Raw genomic sequence first — 21096 nt, 5'->3', positions numbered from 1 at the left:
AATCTCTATTCATCTTTAAGGAATATTTTACCAAATGCGTAGATTTATGAACAGGTACGGATTATTTCCTACTTACTTATATTCAATACCAATATTCAGGATCTTATCCAAATACCCCAGCGGTTTCAATACATCGTATATAAACTGGTTACGTGCGATCTCTATAATGGCTTCCTGATTTTCTTTCTCTATTTCTTCCGGCGTCTTCTCTTCTACCTTATCAAATGCAGAGATTCCCGTATCCCGCCCGGAATATGCATCCTTATCGAGCGGAAAAGACGGAGCCGACGCGAACGATGTTATCTCGCAGAACTGATCGAACGCCCAATTGAACGGAATCGGGAAACCAAGATTACAACTGAACCCCGTAGACATATCCGCCACAAAGGAAGTCTTGGCTAATCCCAGTTCACTTACTCTGGTACATACATATCGCGGTGCATAGATACCGACCTTATATCTCTTGTAGTTTTTGACACTGTTGAAGAAGATATTAATACATTTGAAATAAGGAATAATATAGGAATCTATCTGATACTCATAACAGTCAAAATCTACCGCGAAATATATCGTCGAATTTTCCGGAACTCCAATCCTCTCCGCAGCTAATGCCGCTGTCTGTGCATCAACCGATCCCCTTGTCGGTTTCTCGAAATACCCCGGATAGCTTCCTCCGTCCTGATATATCGGGAATACCATAAGCCCCGCTTCTTCTATGTAACCGATCTCTTCCAGCGTCATATATTTGGGCGTATATTCTTGGCCGACTGTACCGGTAAGATAACGCCCCACATGGGTATAACCTGCTCTTTTCACATCGAAGGCCTGCTGCCTGTTCAACACAGTAGCGCAATCACATGCTTTGGCGCTCCTTCCTGTATCTCCTTTGCTGGTCAACAGCGATTTCATCGTGGAGACATTGACTTCCCCCGCTTTTACAAGCCCTATACCCGTTAAGCAATAGAATTCCTGAAAAGCTTCTACCATATCGCGGGTTGCCGAATCATATATCCCGTCGAACCGCCCCGGATTATAGCCGTTAAAATATAATCCATACTGCGCTAATTTAGTAAACGGAACATAGGATGCCGAATTCCGTTCTGTGTTAAGGCTGATCGGGAATACATTATAAGCATCGGTGGTTTTTTCTCCGAAGTTAACAGAATTCAAATCTGTTATTAATTCCGTGGTGACTCCCTCTGCCGCCTGCAGTGCCCCCACGAACGATAAAATCGTCTGCCTTGAAGCAACCCCGTCACAAGGTCCCACACCGACGACATCCGACCAATCCCCGTTTAACTGCTTCTGGATCTGCCGTATGACATTATCCCCACCTGATACCTTCTTGAACCAGTTCATGGAAAGAAGGCCTGATCAGACTTTCCAGTCGATTCTGCCGGTCACCTCTATGCCCGCATCCTTCTGCATCTCCTTCACCGCAGCTTCCCCGGCATTGTAATATATACCGGTTACTCCTCCGGCATTATAGCCTTTGCAGAACAGCGCACATTGAATGAGACATACATTAACGCTGCTTTCATCATCCGGATCCATCTTGCTGACGATCGGCAAGCTCTTCATCTTACTGAGTGTGAGCAGCCCTACACTGCCAATCCCGTGTCTACAAATCCATAATTTGTTCCTGCACCTGTAACACGAACCCAGGCTCCGCTTGAATTCTCAACATAGTTGATGCCTTTCCAGTCCGGATGGCTATCCCCTGACAATCCGCTGAGACATGCAACTTTGCGGTTTGCCGCAACTGTCCCCCATAATGATCCGTCAGCCTTATATACATTCCGTGAACGTCTCATGATAAAGGTCATATATTCCGTGCCGTTAATTCTGGCTCTGCCATACGGATAATCCGTACAAGGCGTAAGCGTCCTGTCCGGCGGATTCAGCAGGCACCCATATGACAGCGAACCGCTTGAATTGAGGAAAATGATATTACAGCGGACTCCGTCTCCGCCCCAGTTCCGGTCGTACCCGAATGCCTCTCTGTTCCCGATCGTTCCTATTCTCTGGCTTTCATTCTGATTGGAATAAACCGGTACGGATACTCCGCTCTTGTTCACACAAAAAAGATTTGACATACATATTCTCCTAGTATAATAATGGTGTAGTCAAGAATGACTACTGGTTAATAGTTACAAAGTCCAATCTAATAAATCTATATAGATATAACGGAAGGAGGAATTCCCCCTCCATCAGAAGTTATAAGGCAACATTATTTACCTTGTCTGAGGTTTCCTTAATGCGCCAGACAAAATATAGAGGTATAATCACTGAAGGCAGGATCATTGACGTATTCTCCTTGGGAACCAGCCTTGTAGCTGGTGAAACCTCTTAGAAAGTCTGTCAGTCCATTCGGTGGTGATTTATGTTTTGGCTGGTTGGGAAGCCCCAGGCTATACCTGTATAAGCCGCTAGGTTGTGTAGCCATCTTCTGGAAATGGATGCCTGCCGGAAAGGATAAAACGATGCACTCTCAAAAAGTACTCAAGATGCTCGAAAGCATCCCCTACCTCTCAGTCGGGCTTGATGTCGGCGCTGATTTCACATGGATGTCCATCATGCTCCCCAATGGCATTCTCACAGGAAAACCTTTTAAGATCCTTCACTCGGATCCTGAGTCCCGTGAGCTTGCCGTCACAAAAATTAAGGAAGCACAAGAGACGTATTCTCTCGAAAGCCGATGCTTCCTTGAGTCCACCGGGATCTATCACATCCCGCTCCTGTGCTTCCTTCGTGATAAAGGGTTTGACTGCTCCGTCATTAATCCTATCATTACTAAGAATAGCACAAATATGAACATTAGGAAACTGCATAATGATAAATTTGATTCAAAAAAAGCTGCTAAAGTCGGCCTGGATGCCTCTCTTAAGACTTCCATTGTCCCGGATGACACAATCATTGACCTGCGCAATCTCGTGCGTGACTACTATTATTTCAAGGATCTGCAATCCGCCATCGTGTTGAAGCTTCATGCGGAACTCAAAGTGTCCTTCCCCGCATACCTAAAGGTGTTCAGCAAGATCACGACGCAGACTTCCTTAAAGCTTCTGGAAGCTTACCCCCTTGCGGCGGACATGCTTGCCGCTCCAAAAGACGAGCTTGTGAAAACCATCCGCAGCACGGCACGCTTTGGGGAAAAGTATGCCCTTGCCAAATATGATGCTATATGCGCCGCCGCAAAGGATGCCGCTGTTTTCGGACGTTCACTTCCAAGCAGCGCGCTCCGGATCCGGCTGTATATCAAAACCTATCGGGAATACCAGGAGTATCTGGACAGCATACTGAAAGAACTGCATAAGGCTGTTGATAAGCTGGAAGGGACACCGGCCTATGATCGCATCGTCCTTCTCCAGTCCCTACGGGGTGTCGGTTTCCTCAGCGCGGTTGTCCTGATTGCGGAAATGGGATCTTTTGACCTGTTTTCTTCCCCGAAGAAGCTTTATGCCTACTTCGGCCTGGATCCCGCCGTAAAGCAGTCCGGTAAGTTCAATGGTGACAAGGTCCACATGTCCAAGAGGGGGTCCAGTCTTGCCAGACGTATCCTGCATATGGTGGCTCTTAATAACCTAAAGGTGGACAAAGGGACGAAAACACCAGTAAATCCGGTGATCCACAGCTACTATGCCGACAAATGCAAAAGCAAGAAGAAAAACGTGGCTGTCGGGGCTGTCATGCATAAAATCTGCAACATCATTTTTGCCATGCTCCGAGATAATAAACCGTTTAAGATCATCACTCCTCAGGAACACTGCGAGCAATATTTTGCAGCGCATCCTGGCAAGGCACAGAACGCAGCTTAAGAGGTTCTCATCAATTTTTTAAATTTCCACATAAGTAGGTTTATTAAAGTTACCCTTTTTTACATCAACTGTTTGAAAAAAACTTTTTTAACATTTTTCATTTTAACTATTGACATTTCTTAGCTGGACTTTACTATTTATTCTGATAATCGATTATCTAATAAATAGTAAGAAAGATTGCGGCCATATGTAAACTTAACCGCATCATTTTATTTTCTTTTGGAAATCCTCGTCCGAAAGGACCTCTATGATTCCCTGAACCACAGCCGGTAATGGAATTCCCATAAGTCCCGCATTTTCCATAATACTGATCAACTCGTTCATAGCATAGCCGATACAGATGGTATTCATCACATAATTGGTATCCAGCAAGATATCTAAGCGATTCCCGATTAATACAAATCCAAGTATCATTCCTTTCTTACATAATCCCCTCCATCCTGCTTCACTTTTCAAAAGCCCTCTTTTCGTTTTTCCTGATCTTCGCCAAAAAACAGCGACAGAAATCCCCGTAATATAATCAATGATCATGAATATGACCAATGTCTCCAGCGCAGCTCCCCCCTTATCTACAAATGCCATAACACTGCTCCCGATCACACCGACAATACTACAGAATTTTACTTTCATTTTGAGATACCTTCTTTCATAAATATATTATGAAAGATAATAAGACTTATAGTCGTCTGTCGTAAACTCATTGTCGTATATGAAGTCAAAGACCACGCTACAGAGCAGCGGGGTCTTTGACCCTCGCGGCAGTCGCCAACTGCGCATGCAAGCATGCCCGCTTGGCTCGTTGCTCGCGGGAATAACACGCCAGATTGCGGCGTGCTATTTTCTCTAATTCAATTCCTATAACGTCTTGTTATTCCAATATCTTTCTGCTGACCGCCTGCGTCTCCGGCTCTGCGTAATACAACCGATTCCCTATCTGTATATAATCTGTATATCCGTCCGCCTGAAAGAAGTCCTTCCTCTCCCCGGTCTCCAGATGAATCCCTGAATAATAGTATCCGCTGGAGATACTGTTCCAGAGCCCATATGCCATCTCCGAAGATACATACTGTAATGTGAAGGTTCCCTGAGAAAGAGGATACGTTTGATTCCCAGCCTGATCTTCCATATCGTATACGGACACTTCCGTACTGTCGACATCGCTCATATAAACAATCTTATTCTCGGCAATGACTGCTTCCTCATAGAAGGACAATAAGAGATTCTCACCTTCGGCATCTCTGACAAACAGCTCGTTTACACCCATTTCACCCGCTGAACGATGCCTTGCCAGGAACTGCTTACCCACAGCTTCCTGCGCATACCCTGCATCCAGGACATGATACGGCATCTGCCGGATTGTCTCCCTGTCGTCAGGATGATTTGTACGCATATCCGCCGCCAGATTCTCTTCTTCATATAGCTGAAGCTCCGGCCCCGACTCAATTGCTGCTATGCTGCCGTCGGCGCCTATCCGATATGCATCGACACGGTCAAGAATATCCCGGATATAGAGAACATCCTGATTAATATCCCATTACTAAGAGATACATAGTCCGCCCCATAATATTCGACCCCTCTCGGCTGCTGAACCGACCAATCCCAAGAGGCTACCGTCTCCTCTGGTTCAGCAGCCTCCTGGGCTTCATCTGTATTCATATCCTGATCCTGTGTTCTCTCTTCCGCAGGTCCAGGATCCGTCTGTTCTGATCTCTCTTCTGAATTACTGCTGCACGCTGAAAATATCATCATTATAATGATAATGATCGGTATGAACCTCTTCCTGAAACGTAATAACATAGTTTTCCTCCCTTAAAATCCTAAAATCGAATGATCGAATCTACATATTGGGCAAAAGCTTCCATGAATTTGCCGCGTCTGCTTTTACTGATCTGAATCTCTGTTCCGTCTTTTAAAAATAATGACAGCCCGTCTATACTCCGCACATAACTTAGATTAACTATATTAAGAAGCGTGGCATCTGCAAAAGGTATATGTCTGTAATAACCGTTCGTGCTCTTTCATTTTCTTACTGCTAATATAGGTATCTTCCCGGGTATGTATCTTCGTATTTCTCTCACAAGTCTCTATATAGATCAGATCATCTACATCTATCAGAATCTTGCCTTTATCCGTGTTGTCATAGAATACTTCCGTACTTCGTGTGTCTATCCTTGTCATCAAAACATTCATCTTATCCGCGAACTCCGAGTAATTGAATGGTTTGAGCATATATCCCTCAGCATTCACATCGTATCCTTTCACAGCGAATTTCTCACAGGCGGAAATAAAGACAATCCTCAATTTATGATTCGTCTTTCTAATCTCCTTTGCTATGTCAATACCATTTTTCTGGTATAGCAAGACATCTAAGAATAAAATATCGATTTCAGGATCTTTCTTTAGATATTCTACAAGTCTATCCTCATTTATAAACTGGATGATTTTAAATTCTTTGCAATTTTCTTTTTCATATTGCTTAACATATTTTGTCATCAATTTCAAAAAAAGGCTATCATCATCACAAATACCTATTTTCATATTAGATTCCCTTCTTACTCTTCTAAAACAATATCTTCAACTATTACATCCGCACCATCAATATTCCATTTAAAAAAATAAAATTTATTAATAATAGTTCCTTCTGACACAGTTTCCAAACCACTTTTGCATCCAGAACAATTCAAACGGATTTCTTTCATATCAAAAAAATAATTGCTTTCATCTGTATCATCTAATTCCACTATAAGCGTATTAAATTCCCTCTCTTTAACAACTCCACTTAAATGATACATAATATCATCCTCACCCCCAACCTCACGAGAATTCATAATTTTAACATTTTTCTTATCAATTTTTATTTTGATTCCTATCAATACCAATGTAATTATAAAGATCAAACCCACAAAATAAAATCGTCGCTTCTTTACCGCCATATATTCCTCCGTAAAATATATCTATTCCAACAATTCCACCTTTCCATACTCCCCCAAATATATTCTATTCGGAATTTGAAGATTTCCCGTTGTATTCAAGTATGTAATCTTAATCTGGTCACCAATTCGGAGATTCTCTTTAAATAAATTTAGCCTAACTCCTTTTATTGTGAAAGTTATTTCATCATTCTTTGAATATTGTACTAATATCTCGCTTTCTCTTATTTCCAAAACTTTTCCACATATTCCCCTCAAATATTGACCATTTTTATCATAATCATCATTCAATTCTATTTTCATTATTTTTGTCTGATTGGATATATTCTCAGAAATATTTTTCATCTCTACTATTTTTTTTGCTCCCCTTATATTGAACTGAATACATTCTACTATTAATATTATCAGAAAAAAGGCTATTAAGAATACGCTTATTAATCTTTTCAAACTTATTCCCCCAATCCACAATTAACAAGTGCCTTTTTCATAACATAATTTTGTCCAACGAATTATAAAATTATATTATATGCCACAATCGACAGACAAAAAGCTGTCGCATTAAGAAAAAGCAAATAAAATATCATTGTATCATATTTAACATACAATATCTTCTTTCCTTTTATCTTACTACAACAGCTTTATTTACACAACAGGGCTGATGTAATTTGCTCATACATTATGTCTCTTGAGAAGACTATACTTTTTAATCCCTTACCTTTTTAATACAAAGAGCCGTAACCCCTAACGGATCTGACTCTTCAATCAGCCCATTATATCCTATATTAACAATATCTCCTACTGAAAAAGTTTCCTTCTCCTCCAACAATTTTGTGCTTACAAGTATCTCTTTTCTATAATCAAACGCTTCAACCAATATAGAATTCTCTCTTTTTTCTATAATCTTTGCATCAAAATCGTCTACTATTTCTGATTTTGATTTTTGTGTGCTATTGCTATTTATTCTTTGTCTAAAAAAGGTTAACACAATAATCAGACCACATAACAAAAAAAGTATTGTTAATAACCAATGTTTGCGGAAAAAATATTTATTCATTTCTATACCTATTTAGCACAGAAGCCATGCTTGGCGTTACTTTATTTCCCTGATTCAATAAAGCCGCAGGTATACCTGAGCTATGTATTGCAACCATTCGATTATCTAAAACACGATTCACAACCGGTGATCCACTTTGTCCATCACTCGCATCAACATTATATCTTATTGTATTATTTCTGATTTCTTTAACCTGTCCACCAGCTAACAACATTCTATTTTGTACACTATCAAATCCAATTACTTGTACTACTGTGTTCACTGAAACATCAGATGTCCATCCCATATATCCTCTATTATTTCCAATATTTGTGTTAATATGAAACACACCCCAATCATAATCTGGATTTTTGTTATTCTTATATTCTTCAGGAATAAATACTTGTGTACCGCTTGAATCTGCAAGTGGCCCTGCATTTTGAAACCAAAAAGTAATACTACTTGGCAACTCTCCATTGTTACCAAGCAATACATGTCCTGCTGTTTCCACATCATTCGGTCCAAACAAAAAACCCGTTCCAAGTTTACCACTTCCATCAGAAAATGTAGTACGAACACGGCCAATAGCTGAATATGGCATTAAAGATAATAGCATATCCGGTACTGGTGCCCGATCATCATCACCAATAACCATATTGGGTGCTACTCCTTCTGGTTGATATGCTTCAACATTTAAAATATCTTCTCCAGTTGAAATAATTATTTTTTCAGTTGTTTCTTCACCCGATGTCAAATCTTTCTCGATCATCACTATAGATTCTTCTTTTCCCTCATCATTCGCATAAGCCATTAAATTTCCTTTCATTAATGTAATAGATGCTACAACTACTAAGAGTAATAATAATCTCTTCATATCCTATCTTCCTTCTATTTTTACTCGATTTTTGTTTCTAATCGCTGAATATGTGCCTCTATTCCCTCTGGCTCTTTAACCTTATATACAAAATACGGAACACTTCGACTAGAACTATTCTTTGCCAAATATACTGCCATTTCTTCAATTCTTTTTGCAATTATTTCTTTCATCACATTATTCTCCTCTTCATTTTAATTAATGATAGTCCTTGCATCAAAGATACGAGTATAACAATTATTCCCCATCTTCTATTAATGAATATACCTCCCAAATAACCACAAAATAATATTAGTGTAACAACAGTTTTTATCCAGAGTAACGCCAACCCTTTTACATTACTATATTTTCCCCCGCACGGTGCATATAAAATATATATGACTGTGATTCCCAAGGAAAACACAATAAAATGCATATGACTTATAAACGCATATTTTGACAATATAATTGGAATGAATATCATACTTCCCGTTAAAATCAAACATCCCAAATCTGACTGTGAATGATACCCACCTGTCAAAATTCTCAAAACTGCCATTACAAGAACAGCAATTACTGTTTCTGGAAATATATTACACACACTTCCTATAATCAAATAAATCATTAACTTTAAATTATTATTTAAAAATAATTCCAATCCATATGTAATTACTATTCTCTCAGATTCCGTATATCCTCTATACTCATTCATCTTATCAACAAATCTTATTGCTATTGCGTGTGTATAATCTCTCATACAGCCCCCTTTCTGCATATGATTTTATCCAATCCATTATTCAAAATCAATCCCTATTCCCTGAACGTCAAATTTTCACACATGAACGTCAGAAAACAGGAATTTCTAATCTCTGAATAAACATTCCCTGCTCCACTTTACACTCATGTGCCATATCTTCATGTTCCTGCAGCAGAGACCGAACCGAATATAACCCCCATCCGCGTCCTTCATCTTTGGTCGAATAACCCTTACAGAATATCTTCGATAAGTCTGGCTGGTTCTCACATTCATTCATAACCTGAAAAACGATCCGATTATCCAGCTTCGCTATAATAATGCAAAGTAAACCTTTCCCCTCTTCCAGCGCTTCCACCGCATTATCAATAAAAACTCCTAAGATACGAATCAAATCAGAAATCCCTTCATACACCACATTCACGTTCTCTGATATCTCTACTTGTACCCGAATTCCCTTACCTAATGCTGCCAAAATCTTTTCAAACAACAAACCCTTCATCTCTATTGGTTGAATATTTTTGAGATACTGCCACGCCTGCATTTCATCCAGTTTACTGTAAGCCGGTCTTTTTAACTGTTGGTCAAAATATACCTGTAATTCTCTCAAGCGATTTTCATGAATAAATCCAGACATAGTAGACAGCATATTTTTGTAATCATGCTTAAATATCCGTGTTTCTTCCACCATATTTTCCAGACAAACAATATAATCCTCCAATAATTGCTGCCTTTTTTTCTCTGCTTTTTGCTCTTCTTCATTCTTAACCTGTCGGATACACATAATAATCAAGTAATTACTGATTAATGCACATATTAAAAACAAAATACAGTTAAACTGCACGGCAGAGTTACTGTATCCTACCTGTTCTCCCCAAAACATATTGATTATGAAAAGCATTATGTACATAAATAAATTTGTCAATAACCCATACCTTACTGAATATGACATTTTTTCGATATAATATATTAGATGAATTTTTTGATATATTAAGACACGAAACACTCTGACAATTCCCCATAAGCTAATACAATATGCCACTGAAAATAATATAAAGTATTGTCTTTCAATCACACTCACAGGTATTCCAATGCAAGCAGAGACCATTAACAACACAATGTTGTTAAAAAGAATATTGAACATATATCCCAAACAGGCCAAACAAAGATTTACCAATTTGTTATTTCTAAGCATTAACATTAAAAGCATTAATACTCCGCCAAACATTATCACACCTGTAATACGTCCAACCTGAGGACCCCATCCCCCCATTAAAGTTACATATATTACCAGACATATATATTGCCATATCCTCAATCTTTCGGTCAATAATCCGCAGATTGGAATCAATACACAGAATGCCCCCAACAAGCTATATAATATCTCCATAATCACCGCTCTTTCTACCTATTGGACAACATAAACTTCGCTATACCGTTTAATTCCCGATAAGATACTTCCACCCGGAAGCCTCCCTCCAGATGCAAAAATCTTTCCTTCTTATCCAACTCCCGCATCTTAGATTTGTTCACGATACACGACTTATTCGCATAGATAAAATCCTCACTCAATTGCTCATATATATATTTCATCGATTGTCTCACAGTGATCACACGATTATCCAGATATACCTCCGCCTGATGCTTTCCTGCCACGGACTGAACATAGATGATATCCTCTGTAATAACATCCGTCACCTTTCCTCCGCACGCAAATGCAATTGACGTTTTATTCTTCTTATCGCACAGGCTGTTCAACTTCTCAAAAATACGATCCAATCTCTTCCGCAGACCTTCATGGATTCCCTTCTGCTGAAAATATTCAGGCTCCTTGACCACATAATCCAGAACCTCCAGATTATATTCAAATACCTTGTATGCCAAATGATCGCTTGAAGTCAGGAATACGACAGCGTATTCACTGTTCAGCCATTTCAGCCGCCGTGCCAGATCGAATCCGTCCATATCATATCCGTCCAACTGGACATCTATAAAGAAGACGGCAGGTTGACAATTATCATGCAACTCTGCCATAATCTCCTCCGGATCCTGCCTTGCCGCTACAATCCGGGCATCTATTCTCAGATCCGCGATATACTCCGTTATCATATCTCTAATGCGGTTTAACTGGACTTCCTCATCTTCACATATGTATATATGCAACATTCTTCATCCCTCTGTTCTTTAATTAGATAGATTCAGAAACCATATTTCACTTTTCGACCTATGTTAAAGATGATAACGGATTTTCCCGCTTTTCGCAATATATATCTACATTAAATGTGACATGAATTTTTTATTCTTATTTTATTCTTTTCAAGCAACTATTTTCCAAATGGTATACTGCATCCATATTTTCAAAATCACTTTTCCTATGTGTAATAAAAATTACTGTTTTTTCTTTAAGGTTTTTTAACATTATATCCAATTTATGTAAAAATTCTTTATCAAGATTCGCGTCTGATTCATCTAATAAAAAAACTTCCCCATTTTTACATAATGCTCTAATCAATGCAACATTCTGACGTTCTCCGCCAGACAAATTCTTTCCATTAGTAGTAATCATTTTATTCATTATACTTTTGTTAAGCTCTATGTATATATGGCTACGATCAATGATATCATCATCGTTTAGCTCATGCTTTAAATCAAAATTATTCCGCAGACTGTCTTTAAACAAGAAAAATGTCTGGCTGCTTATACTAAATGTATCTCTATAATCATTGATATCATAATCTGAAACATTTCTTTCATTTAATAATATTTTACCTGATTTTGGAACAATTTCTCTTAAAATCAATCGAACCAGCGTGGATTTCCCGCTTCCGTTATGTCCTATTATTGCAACTTTCTCACCTCTATTTACCAGAAAATCACAATTTTTTAACACATCTTTTTGGTCAAAGGAAAAAGAAACATTCTTAAATTCCAGTCTTTCAAAATCCCCCACCTCTAATTTTCCGTAGTTAATTTCCTCCGGACTTTCTAAAAAATTTGACAAATGAATGATAGATGGTTTTATTTTTGCTATAATAAACTTCACATATAATACAACCGATATCGGTCTGATTATATATTCCGTGTATGTTATAAAAGCCAATAACGCCCCAACACTCAGTTGAGCATTACAAACTAAATATCCGGCATACCCATATATTAATATTCTTACACCGCATTCTAAAATGTTGTCACAGGCCATATTATAGCAGTCTATCATAGTGGCGCTATATTGCTTGTTCAAAATTAATTTTTGTTTCTCTTCAAGCAACGAATTTCTTCTATCAAACAATCTCCACCATTTAATCTCTTTAATCCCCTCTATATTTTCTCCCCACCATTCATAAAATTGTACAGAATCTTTTATTAAATCGGTATTTATTTCTTCAAGTCTACGTGTAAATTTAATAATATATATTAATTTAACCGGGATAAAAAGAAGGACTATCAATGTTAAATACCAATCAATATATGCAAGTCCTATAATTCCTCCCAATGTTATAATTCCATAGTTAAAAACAATCAGTGTACTCCGGTCAAAGATCAAACTTACATTGGAAATATCATTTGTCAATGTATTACTTATAGATGCACTGTTAGTTTTATCTAAACAATTCAAATCAATTTTAACCAATTTATCCAAAATTATTTTATAAAGATATTGAATAAATTGATTCTTAATTTTACAATAATTCCTTGCCTGTATAACTTCGGAAATTTGTTGAAATAGTGTTGCTGCTAATATAATTCCTGCAAAATATATAACTTTAGAATACTCTCTGTTGTTTAGTCCATCATCAATTATCCTTCGTGTTAAAAGAGGCTGGAAATATGCTATGATAACTCCAACCCCCGATAACAAAAGTAATAAGATAAATTTCATCTTCATATTTAAGGCAAAGTGAAAAGTTTCTTTTATCATCTTATCCATTTATATATCATCCCTTCATCTCCCTCTCTGTAAAATTCCATCCTTTATCCTATACTGTCTCTCACTCTTTTTTGCGAATTCCAGGTCATGAGTTACCAGAAGAATTGTTTTATTCATCGTCCTGTGGAGTTTACAGAAAATATCCTCCACAATCTTCCTGGTGTTTTCATCGAGATTTCCGGTCGGCTCGTCCGCAAGCAGCATCGGCGGATCATTGAACAATGCTCTCGCTATGGCAATTCTCTGCTTCTCTCCGCCGGATAACTCTCCCGGATATCTTTCCAATAACTCCTTCTCAATCTCAAGATACTCCGCAAGTTCATAGGCCCGCTTTCGGGATGATCCTCCATCCATCTTCTCCAACAGCCCGGGAAGCATCATATTGTCAAGCGCCGACAGATCTTCCAGAAGAAGATAGTCCTGGAAGACGAATCCCATATTCCTCCTGCGGATATCAGCCAGTTCGTCTTTCCAAAGATCGCTGTAACTTTTTCCATCGATCAGCAGCTCTCCGTCTGTGGGCACAGTCAACAGGCCTATGATCTTAAGAAGGGTCGTTTTACCGCACCCTGATCTTCCAATGATCGAAATATAATCACCCTGCCCGACTGTAAGATCGATCCCTTTTAATACTTCCTGATTTTCATAAGACTTTTTGATATTATTTAACCGGATCTCCATACCCTCATCTCCTCAACTCTCTCTGCCTTTTACAAACTTTCCCGCAGCATTTTCTTATAATTCAGCCTCACCAACGTCCATTGTACCGCAAAATAGAGTCCCCATATCATCATCAGGCAAATGATAAATCTTCCGCTCTCGACAGCGGACATCATGCGCAGATAACAGGTGACAGCAGCAACCAAAACAGATATCCCATACGCCCATAACAGCGGGTAATAAAATGCCTGTCTAAGCTCTCTTTTCAACAGTATTTCATAGTCCCTGCGGTAAATCCCGATATAAGATAACAGCCGGAAACGTCTTATCCTTTCTCTCTTCTCAAATTCTGTCTTCATCATCTGTATCAAATAAATACACATAACCAGCAGAACCATTTCCATAGACAGCGCCGCCTTCTGCAGTATCCGTTCCGCCCGGATATCCGCCGTCTTACTCACCTTGCTATAGTATGGTTGGATCGCACGTGACCACGAAGAATCTTCCCCGTGCCTTCCGGCAAATATATCTAATCCCTTTTCTATCTCTTTTGACGCGCCTTCTTTTGCATTGATCAGATAAAGGAGTGTCGGTCCTTCCGTAATCTCAAGGCTTTCAAAATATTCATCGGAAAATACTACCAGATCCTCCTGCATTCCCCCCTGGAAACATCCGGTCAAAATCTGCCTGTCTTCTCCGGCTGTTTCACGCGGCGGATACATCTGCTCTCTTAACATGAAGCTATAAGCCCTAAGAGGCTGCCCAATTCTTATATACGGGGTCTTCCGGTCCATATACCAATCCAACGGATGCGCCTTCACAGATACATCCTGCTGATAGATAACATAAACGTCATCCTCCCCAAGAGACAGCTTCTTTGGTAAGATTCCCTGTTCTGCGCACAACGCCCTGTAGGTACTCTCCGATATTCCAATGTGTTGTCCCTGTGGCCATATAACACGCCGGTAATAATCATTCGCAACATCGATCCAGTCCGTAGCATCCCCCTGCACCGTCGTCACTCTGGTTATAGGATATGACTGAATCTTAACGCCATCCTCTAGCGACATTTCTTCAAATAATGTCCGGTCATCCTCATACGCCATGCATACATAATCATACGGACAGAGCTGTTCTGCCTTTGGAGCTGCCATATTTCCCGCCATTGCTACAGACAATATTGCCAGAAAAACGACATGGAATAAAAATAATCCTGACCTTAACCCTGTGTTTCGCAGGAAACCGCTCTGAATCGGAATCTTCCCCATAACCTGCGCGAAATCTTCTGATTTGCCGCAATAACTGCGGCTCTTTTGCACTGTGAGAGCAAAAACCGCCAGGATAGCTCCTCCCGCGAATCCGATCAGTACGATATATATATTCTCAGCATTCCTTCGCTGCACATATTCTAAGAAAGAACAGACCAGAAGCAGGATTGCCGCCAGGAACAAAATCACCGCATATCTCCTTTCCGCCGAAAATGCTCTGCTGCGGTTCCCTTTATTTCCCTGCAGAGACCTTCGAAATGTATCATTTACGATAAATGTGGTAACACATGCAATAAAAAGATAGATTCCCATCGTCATCGCATATATATGAAAAGAAGCGGTCAAAGGTAATGAATAACCAAAAACCCCTCGAAGCAGACCTGCAGCAATTCCATACCCTACCGTCCCTGACAGGCATCCCAAAATCAATGAGAATACAATCAAAAGGCCATATTCCGTAATCTGTATCCCTGTCTGCACCGCCTCTCTGGCGCCTAAGATCCATAACATTTTCCGTCGTGGTTTTTGATTTCCTGCATAATTGTAAAGCGCAATTCCTTCAAAAAACACATAGAGAACAACTACCACGATCAACGCATTCATTAAGATCCCATTCAATCCCTGAGATGGCAGCGCGTCTGTGATACCGTATCCTTCCTGAAATTGTGACTTTAGCGCAAACAAAATAAACATCATCCCAAAGAGAATACCGTTCCCTGTATTGATCAGCACAACCGCTTTTTTCTGATGACTTGCCTCCCGCCACATGACCTGAAAAAGTAAACGGTCATATCTGCCCGGGAAACCAAGACGTCTCTTCCGTTCCTCCTTCTCCTTCTTCTCACGGGACTTCTGCTTCTCCCATTCTCTGGTAAAGACCTCATATTCCTGAGCATACTTTCTGACCATAAATTCTGCAAAGGTAAAAATCATTGCAACGAATGCTGCCGGATAGGGTAGATAACCTCCAAATGAAAGGACGGTTGCTACATAGATCAATTGTAAAGCATAGATAATATCCCCCAAAAATCGAAGATGGATGTTGCGTATCAACAGAATGCATTTCACTCCGGACAATATTCCTGCCAAAACCGCAAATATCAGAAAATAGGGAAGCAGATATACAATGCTCTCCTGTCTTGCCATCGCCGCCATATTGTGCTGAATACAGGCCTCCTTGTAAAATCCGAAAAGTGAATACACTTTATCACCACATTGCATCCATGGAAAGAACATAGAGACAAATACGATAAAAAGAAGGATAACACATATATTTTTTAATCTTTTCTTCTTTTTCATAGATCTTTCTCTCCTCAAAATTGTAGAGGCTGTAAAACAACTCTTTCACAGCCTCTATGATATGGCTACGGTACAGTTAATAAAGTCATAAATCTACTCATATCGAGATCCTGCTTCTCACATGTCGTAATGCATGAACACCACCGAAGAACTGTAGCCGTGCAAACTGTGCTATTAACACGTTTTCCCAATCTCTTTTTCATACTTACACCTCCTTTCCAAGAAAATCAATCATTGCGCAATATATATTAGATTTCCTTTTTATCTTTTACATTTTTCGATCACTTCTAATATTCTATTATAAGTCGTAAAACTATCATTAACGATTTCATTTTCTGGAATTCTAATCTCAAAGTTTTTTTCTATATCAAAAAAAATCAACAACAATTCTCTTACAGGCAGATTAATATTTTTTCCGAGTAATGGAACGTTATGTAGCTCTTTATGTATGGAAAAATCTATACCACTTCTCTGCAGCATAATTTTATTAAATTCCTCTATAATTGTACACATTCTTACATTCTCTCCACTTCTCCGTATTCGCTTAATTTTTCTATAATCCCATCCCTCAATCTTTCTATTTCCCCATCTAATTTCATGGCATAAGTCTCATTACTTTTTAATAAAAAGATACTATTCTGTAATGACTCCCTATCAACAGGCCAAGTATGTACTGAGTTATTTTTTTCAGATTCATCTAAATCAAGCATCTGATCTACTATGTTGTAAAAATCTACTTTTGAACCAAGTACATCTTGCACGCTGTTTCCTAGAATTGCTAGAGATTCCTCTGTATAATTTCCATAGAATACATTCAATACTATACAATCAAAGGGTACTGCTCGACGCCAAGAATAAACCTCCAGCCCAAAATCTTCAATAACCTTTCTCCCCAGTATCCCTGCTCCACTCATCAAAACAACAAACAACAAATCATAATGGTTAGTATTTTCGATTTGTTTAACAAAGTGATTTATCTTTACTATATTCTCAACATTATATTCCTCAAAATAGCAATAAAAAGAATCTTTCTGTGATTCTACCTCTTTTGAGTTACTTATCATTCCCACCTTATATCCTTGCTTTTGAAAACTCCTTTGTAATTCAATCGATTCTCTCAAACAGTTAATTTCACTAACAATACCCGTAACATATACTACTGGAATATCAATATCAAATATCTCCTTTTTTCCGCTTTCTTCCGGTTGTTTTTTAATATTATTTTCCATTTATACAAACCCCTTTACATATTCTGTTTCGAAATCATAACCAAGTTCCTTCAAAACACAATAATCTTTAAATAAATTCTCAGTAACACTTCGCATAGTTTTACATGAATTTTTAATATTTTTCTCAGTATTTTTCTTTTCAGCTCCCGCCATTCGAATACAGAAATCACAATACCGATAAGCCCAACATTCTTTACATATTGAACAAGTTATTTTCTCAATATTTAATATGTTTCGCGCTTTATCAATATCTATCCCTTCTTTTATATCTCCGATGTTTGTTTCACTCGATAATTCACACACTCTTTCGCATGGGTAGATAAAACCATCTGAATTCAAAAATATAGTTCGTTCTCCTGGAATACACGGGCCCCCATGATGCCATTTTTCAGGTAATTTATTTACTCCCTGTTGATGTTTACCACCTCTGATGCTTTGCAATGTCCTTAGCTCCGTTCTCATAAGAGGAGAAATATATTTTTTCTCTATCCGCCCCAACGCAAAAAGTAATAGCTTAAAATATTCGTAATAATATTCCGTTTGAAAAGTATCACTAACTTTATTTTCTTCCTTTACCCCTGTATTACTAATTAAAGTTGACGTAATGGAAACTTCCCGAAATATTTTTTCTTTTTTCATAAAATCACTGATTGATTTGTACTTATATCCTTGATTTAAAACCATATTGATGTTGACTTTTTCAATATAATATTCATGATATTTTTGATGCAAATATTCTAGTCTTTTAACAACTGTATCAAAACTTCCCATCCCACTATCTGCATATCTTCTCTGATTATCATGAATCTCTTTAGGTCCATCAAAACTAATCGTAATCTGAAAATTATTCTGTACCAAAAAATCTATGACACTTGGAGTGAGTAACGTTGCGTTTGTTGTAATATAAAAATTAATATTTTTATCACTAGATTTTTGCTCTATATACTCTACACAACACTTGATCAAATCAAATTCTAACAAAGGCTCACCACCATAGAACCCTATTCTTAGTGTATTTATCTTTTTAGAGTGTTCAAACAAATAATCTATTCCTGCCTGAGCCATTTCAAGATTCATTGTTTTATCACTATGTGTCCGCATATTATATTTTCCAGAATACACACAATAATCGCATCTCAAATTACAATTTTGTGTTACCTGTAATGTCAGTCCATGCAATTGATTCTCGTAAAACTCTGATAAAACTGCTCCTGCCGGATGTTCCGTAAGTTTTACTTTATCTTCTCTTAAAAATCCTATCTCTTCTAGGTATTTCAATTGATGATTATATGTATTCCCATTTTCCAAAATTTGATAAGATTCATCACTTATTTTAAATATATTATCACTATTAACATCATATAAATATTTTCCATTTGAACAAGAAAACAAGTGAATAAACGGTTTCTTCATTTTAATATCCTCCTCAATGACTTTTTCTATAAAAGGAGTTTGTCTTGATATCGATAATATCCTCTTTTACGAGAATTATATCTAACATAATTTTAAAAATCAATCCTGTTTCCCTGAACGTCATTTTTTTGAACATGAACGTCATATAACAAAATTCCAACCACTCAATTGGATTATTTATTTGCAAAATCCGCACGGCTCTCTGTCTGAAATCACACATTGTCGTAGTTTAGGCAATTCTACGAGATAATGAAAGTCTACTCGACCATATGTATCATAAATATCCCCACTTCTGTATACAAAAATATCGGGACAAAGCCCGATATTTTCCCTCTATCAAATGTTTCTCATAATGCTCTTTCTCTTCAACCAGAGAACTCACTGAAAAGAATGGAATTTATAACACTCTGCAAAGCCTCCCCTTCTCCATCTCGTACACCTCATCACACAACGCTTCAATATCCTCCCTGTTATGGCTCGCCATCAGGATCGTCTTCCCGCTCTCCTTGATCTTAAGGAACAGCTCCCGCATCTCCCGCACGCCGTCCTTATCCAGTCCGTTCATAGGCTCATCCAATATCAATATATCCGGCTCCTCCATAATCGCCTGCGCGATCGCAAGGCGCTGCCTCATCCCAAGGGAATACTTCTTCACAGGCTTCTTCGATCCGGGATCCAGGCCCACCTGCTCCATGATCCGGCTAAGGTACTGGTTATCCTTCTTGTTCCGGATCTGATACAGATAAGCCAGATTCTTAAGTCCGCTGGCATTCCCAAGGAACGCCGGCTCTTCGATGATGATCCCCACCGACGGGAGCAGTTCGCCGGGCCGCTTCTCCTTCCCGCCGATAAAGATCTTCCCGCCGTCTTCCTTCTCAAGGCCGCAGAGGCATTTGAAGAACACCGACTTCCCGCACCCGTTGTATCCGGTGACGCCATAGACCGCCCCTTTCCTGCAAGAGATCGAGACGTCTGCCAGCACCTCGTTATCCTTGAAGCTCTTCTTTAGATGCTCTACCTTAATATATTCTTCCATGCTGTTCTACTCCTTCTTGATATGCTTCGAATAATTGATATCCTTCACCTTCCACAGGATCAGGACGATACAGATCAGATTCCCCGCAGCCAGATACAGGGCGGCGTCCCCGATCGAAGGTGTTGGCCTACTCTGTCCGATCAGATCCCAGATCCGGCTAAGCCTCATCCAGGTAAACGGCGCGAAATAGATCAGCTTAGTGAACATGAGCATATTCGCCTCCACGATGATGAACGCCGTCTCCAGAGACGCGATACTAAGAGCCGCCGTCCGCGAGAAGAAGAGACTAACCGCGAACATCATATTTCCCAGGAAAGAGATCAGGAGGACTCCGATCCCCAGGGTTAAACCGAGCAATTGAAGAGGCGTATACCTGCTGATCATCTCATAAGTAAAGTCTACCATGATGTTATATTCCTCCGCCATGTTCGTAAGGCTGAGTGTATAGAGGACCTTCCCCCAGTCGTTCTCCCAGGTAAGCTGCGGGAACAATACGATACACGCACTCACGAACACGGATCCCATCAACACCACCGAACTGAGGATTATATTCACGATCTGATGGATCCCCCATCTTAGCTTACCCGTCCGTATGATCCTGTAGATCTGATGATAATTCAGGAACGGCGTGTTGGAGAAGTAATAGATACACACGAACATAAAGAGCAGCAGATAATACATATTATAAAACAGGAACAAGAATCCATATGCCGATACCGGGTGATGCACATTTACTGCGAACCGCCTGACTGGCGCAAGGAATATATGTGTAACAAAAAAATGCAGTACGAATAGCACCAAGACCCGCTTCGTCAGAAAGCTGTTCCTGAAATCCGTAAATATAACTGACCATTCATTTCCGATTCTCTTCATCT

The 21096-nt window shown here is 39.1% G+C and carries 24 protein-coding genes; 1 reads left to right on the top strand and 23 read right to left on the bottom strand.

Annotated elements, in window-relative coordinates; genetic code table 11:
* Nucleotides 1-72: 72 nt before the first annotated feature.
* From VSQ62_RS02880 to VSQ62_RS02870, 3 genes are read right to left on the bottom strand one after another with little or no spacing between them, the layout of a single operon-like run.
* Entirely contained in the window at nt 73-1359 is a 1287-nt protein-coding gene (locus VSQ62_RS02880; protein ID WP_334633102.1) for a glycoside hydrolase domain-containing protein, read from the bottom strand.
* A gap of 15 nt (nt 1360-1374) precedes the next feature.
* The gene (locus VSQ62_RS02875) at nt 1375-1572 is read right to left on the bottom strand and encodes a peptidoglycan-binding domain-containing protein (protein ID WP_334633101.1); all 198 of its coding nucleotides are present in this window, start codon (nt 1570-1572) and stop codon (nt 1375-1377) included.
* Nucleotides 1573-1601: 29 nt separating this feature from the next.
* Nucleotides 1602-2096, bottom strand: a complete 495-nt coding sequence (locus VSQ62_RS02870) for a hypothetical protein (protein WP_334633100.1) — start codon at nt 2094-2096, stop codon at nt 1602-1604.
* A gap of 387 nt (nt 2097-2483) precedes the next feature.
* On the opposite strand from VSQ62_RS02870, the gene VSQ62_RS02865 reads away from it, so the two are divergent.
* Nucleotides 2484-3818 (top strand): IS110 family RNA-guided transposase, encoded by a 1335-nt coding sequence (locus VSQ62_RS02865; RefSeq protein WP_334632994.1) that lies wholly within the window; start codon nt 2484-2486, stop codon nt 3816-3818.
* 204 nt (nt 3819-4022) lie between these two features.
* Here the strand turns inward: VSQ62_RS02865 and VSQ62_RS02860 are convergent, their stop codons facing one another.
* The 20 genes from VSQ62_RS02860 to VSQ62_RS02765 all read right to left on the bottom strand — a co-directional run bounded on the left by VSQ62_RS02860 (nt 4023) and on the right by VSQ62_RS02765 (nt 21094).
* Nucleotides 4023-4448 carry a phage holin family protein gene (locus tag VSQ62_RS02860; RefSeq protein WP_334633099.1) on the bottom strand — a complete coding sequence of 142 codons (426 nt, stop codon included), beginning with the start codon at nt 4446-4448 and terminating at the stop codon, nt 4023-4025.
* A gap of 238 nt (nt 4449-4686) precedes the next feature.
* Entirely contained in the window at nt 4687-5208 is a 522-nt protein-coding gene (locus tag VSQ62_RS02855; RefSeq protein ID WP_334633098.1) for a hypothetical protein, read from the bottom strand.
* A 77-nt stretch (nt 5209-5285) separates the two neighbouring features.
* Nucleotides 5286-5615 (bottom strand): hypothetical protein, encoded by a 330-nt coding sequence (locus VSQ62_RS02850; protein ID WP_334633096.1) that lies wholly within the window; start codon nt 5613-5615, stop codon nt 5286-5288.
* 165 nt (nt 5616-5780) lie between these two features.
* Nucleotides 5781-6356: a LytR/AlgR family response regulator transcription factor gene (locus VSQ62_RS02845; protein ID WP_334633095.1), complete on the bottom strand. Its 576-nt coding sequence runs from the start codon at nt 6354-6356 to the stop codon at nt 5781-5783.
* A gap of 14 nt (nt 6357-6370) precedes the next feature.
* On the bottom strand, nt 6371-6751 hold the full coding sequence (locus VSQ62_RS02840; protein ID WP_334633094.1) for a hypothetical protein: 381 nt from the start codon (nt 6749-6751) through the stop codon (nt 6371-6373).
* Between the two features lie 21 nt (nt 6752-6772).
* A complete protein-coding gene (locus VSQ62_RS02835; protein ID WP_334633093.1) occupies nt 6773-7195 on the bottom strand; it encodes a hypothetical protein in 423 nt (140 codons plus the stop codon).
* Nucleotides 7196-7451: 256 nt separating this feature from the next.
* Nucleotides 7452-7802, bottom strand: coding sequence for a hypothetical protein (locus tag VSQ62_RS02830; protein WP_334633092.1), 351 nt, complete (start codon nt 7800-7802; stop codon nt 7452-7454).
* Entirely contained in the window at nt 7795-8655 is an 861-nt protein-coding gene (locus tag VSQ62_RS02825; RefSeq protein ID WP_334633091.1) for a trypsin-like serine peptidase, read from the bottom strand. Before VSQ62_RS02825 ends, VSQ62_RS02830 begins: the two co-directional genes overlap by 8 nt.
* 20 nt (nt 8656-8675) lie before the next feature.
* On the bottom strand, nt 8676-8828 hold the full coding sequence (locus tag VSQ62_RS02820; protein ID WP_334633089.1) for a hypothetical protein: 153 nt from the start codon (nt 8826-8828) through the stop codon (nt 8676-8678).
* A complete protein-coding gene (locus VSQ62_RS02815) occupies nt 8828-9391 on the bottom strand; it encodes an accessory gene regulator B family protein (protein ID WP_334633088.1) in 564 nt (187 codons plus the stop codon). Before VSQ62_RS02815 ends, VSQ62_RS02820 begins: the two co-directional genes overlap by 1 nt.
* An 88-nt stretch (nt 9392-9479) precedes the next feature.
* Nucleotides 9480-10778 carry a sensor histidine kinase gene (locus VSQ62_RS02810; protein ID WP_334633086.1) on the bottom strand — a complete coding sequence of 433 codons (1299 nt, stop codon included), beginning with the start codon at nt 10776-10778 and terminating at the stop codon, nt 9480-9482.
* Nucleotides 10779-10792: 14 nt separating this feature from the next.
* Nucleotides 10793-11554 (bottom strand): LytR/AlgR family response regulator transcription factor, encoded by a 762-nt coding sequence (locus VSQ62_RS02805; protein ID WP_334633085.1) that lies wholly within the window; start codon nt 11552-11554, stop codon nt 10793-10795.
* Nucleotides 11555-11690: 136 nt separating this feature from the next.
* Nucleotides 11691-13316, bottom strand: a complete 1626-nt coding sequence (locus tag VSQ62_RS02800; protein WP_334633084.1) for an ABC transporter ATP-binding protein — start codon at nt 13314-13316, stop codon at nt 11691-11693.
* A gap of 15 nt (nt 13317-13331) precedes the next feature.
* Complete coding sequence (locus VSQ62_RS02795; protein WP_334633083.1) at nt 13332-13997, bottom strand: ABC transporter ATP-binding protein; 666 nt, start codon at nt 13995-13997, stop codon at nt 13332-13334.
* A 29-nt stretch (nt 13998-14026) separates the two neighbouring features.
* A complete protein-coding gene (locus VSQ62_RS02790) occupies nt 14027-16543 on the bottom strand; it encodes a hypothetical protein (protein WP_334633082.1) in 2517 nt (838 codons plus the stop codon).
* 261 nt (nt 16544-16804) lie between these two features.
* On the bottom strand, nt 16805-17056 hold the full coding sequence (locus VSQ62_RS02785) for a hypothetical protein (protein ID WP_334633081.1): 252 nt from the start codon (nt 17054-17056) through the stop codon (nt 16805-16807).
* A gap of 2 nt (nt 17057-17058) precedes the next feature.
* Complete coding sequence (locus VSQ62_RS02780; RefSeq protein ID WP_334633080.1) at nt 17059-17772, bottom strand: hypothetical protein; 714 nt, start codon at nt 17770-17772, stop codon at nt 17059-17061.
* Nucleotides 17773-19185 (bottom strand): Cys-rich peptide radical SAM maturase CcpM, encoded by a 1413-nt coding sequence (gene ccpM, locus VSQ62_RS02775; protein ID WP_334633079.1) that lies wholly within the window; start codon nt 19183-19185, stop codon nt 17773-17775.
* 397 nt (nt 19186-19582) lie between these two features.
* Nucleotides 19583-20221, bottom strand: a complete 639-nt coding sequence (locus VSQ62_RS02770; protein ID WP_334633078.1) for an ATP-binding cassette domain-containing protein — start codon at nt 20219-20221, stop codon at nt 19583-19585.
* Nucleotides 20222-20227: 6 nt separating this feature from the next.
* A complete protein-coding gene (locus VSQ62_RS02765) occupies nt 20228-21094 on the bottom strand; it encodes a hypothetical protein (protein ID WP_334633077.1) in 867 nt (288 codons plus the stop codon).
* Nucleotides 21095-21096: the final 2 nt, after the last annotated feature.

Origin of the sequence: Sporofaciens sp. JLR.KK001, assembly GCF_036941055.1 — a bacterium.
Lineage (GTDB): Bacteria > Bacillota > Clostridia > Lachnospirales > Lachnospiraceae > Sporofaciens.
This window is presented reverse-complemented; position numbering and strand designations above follow the sequence as displayed.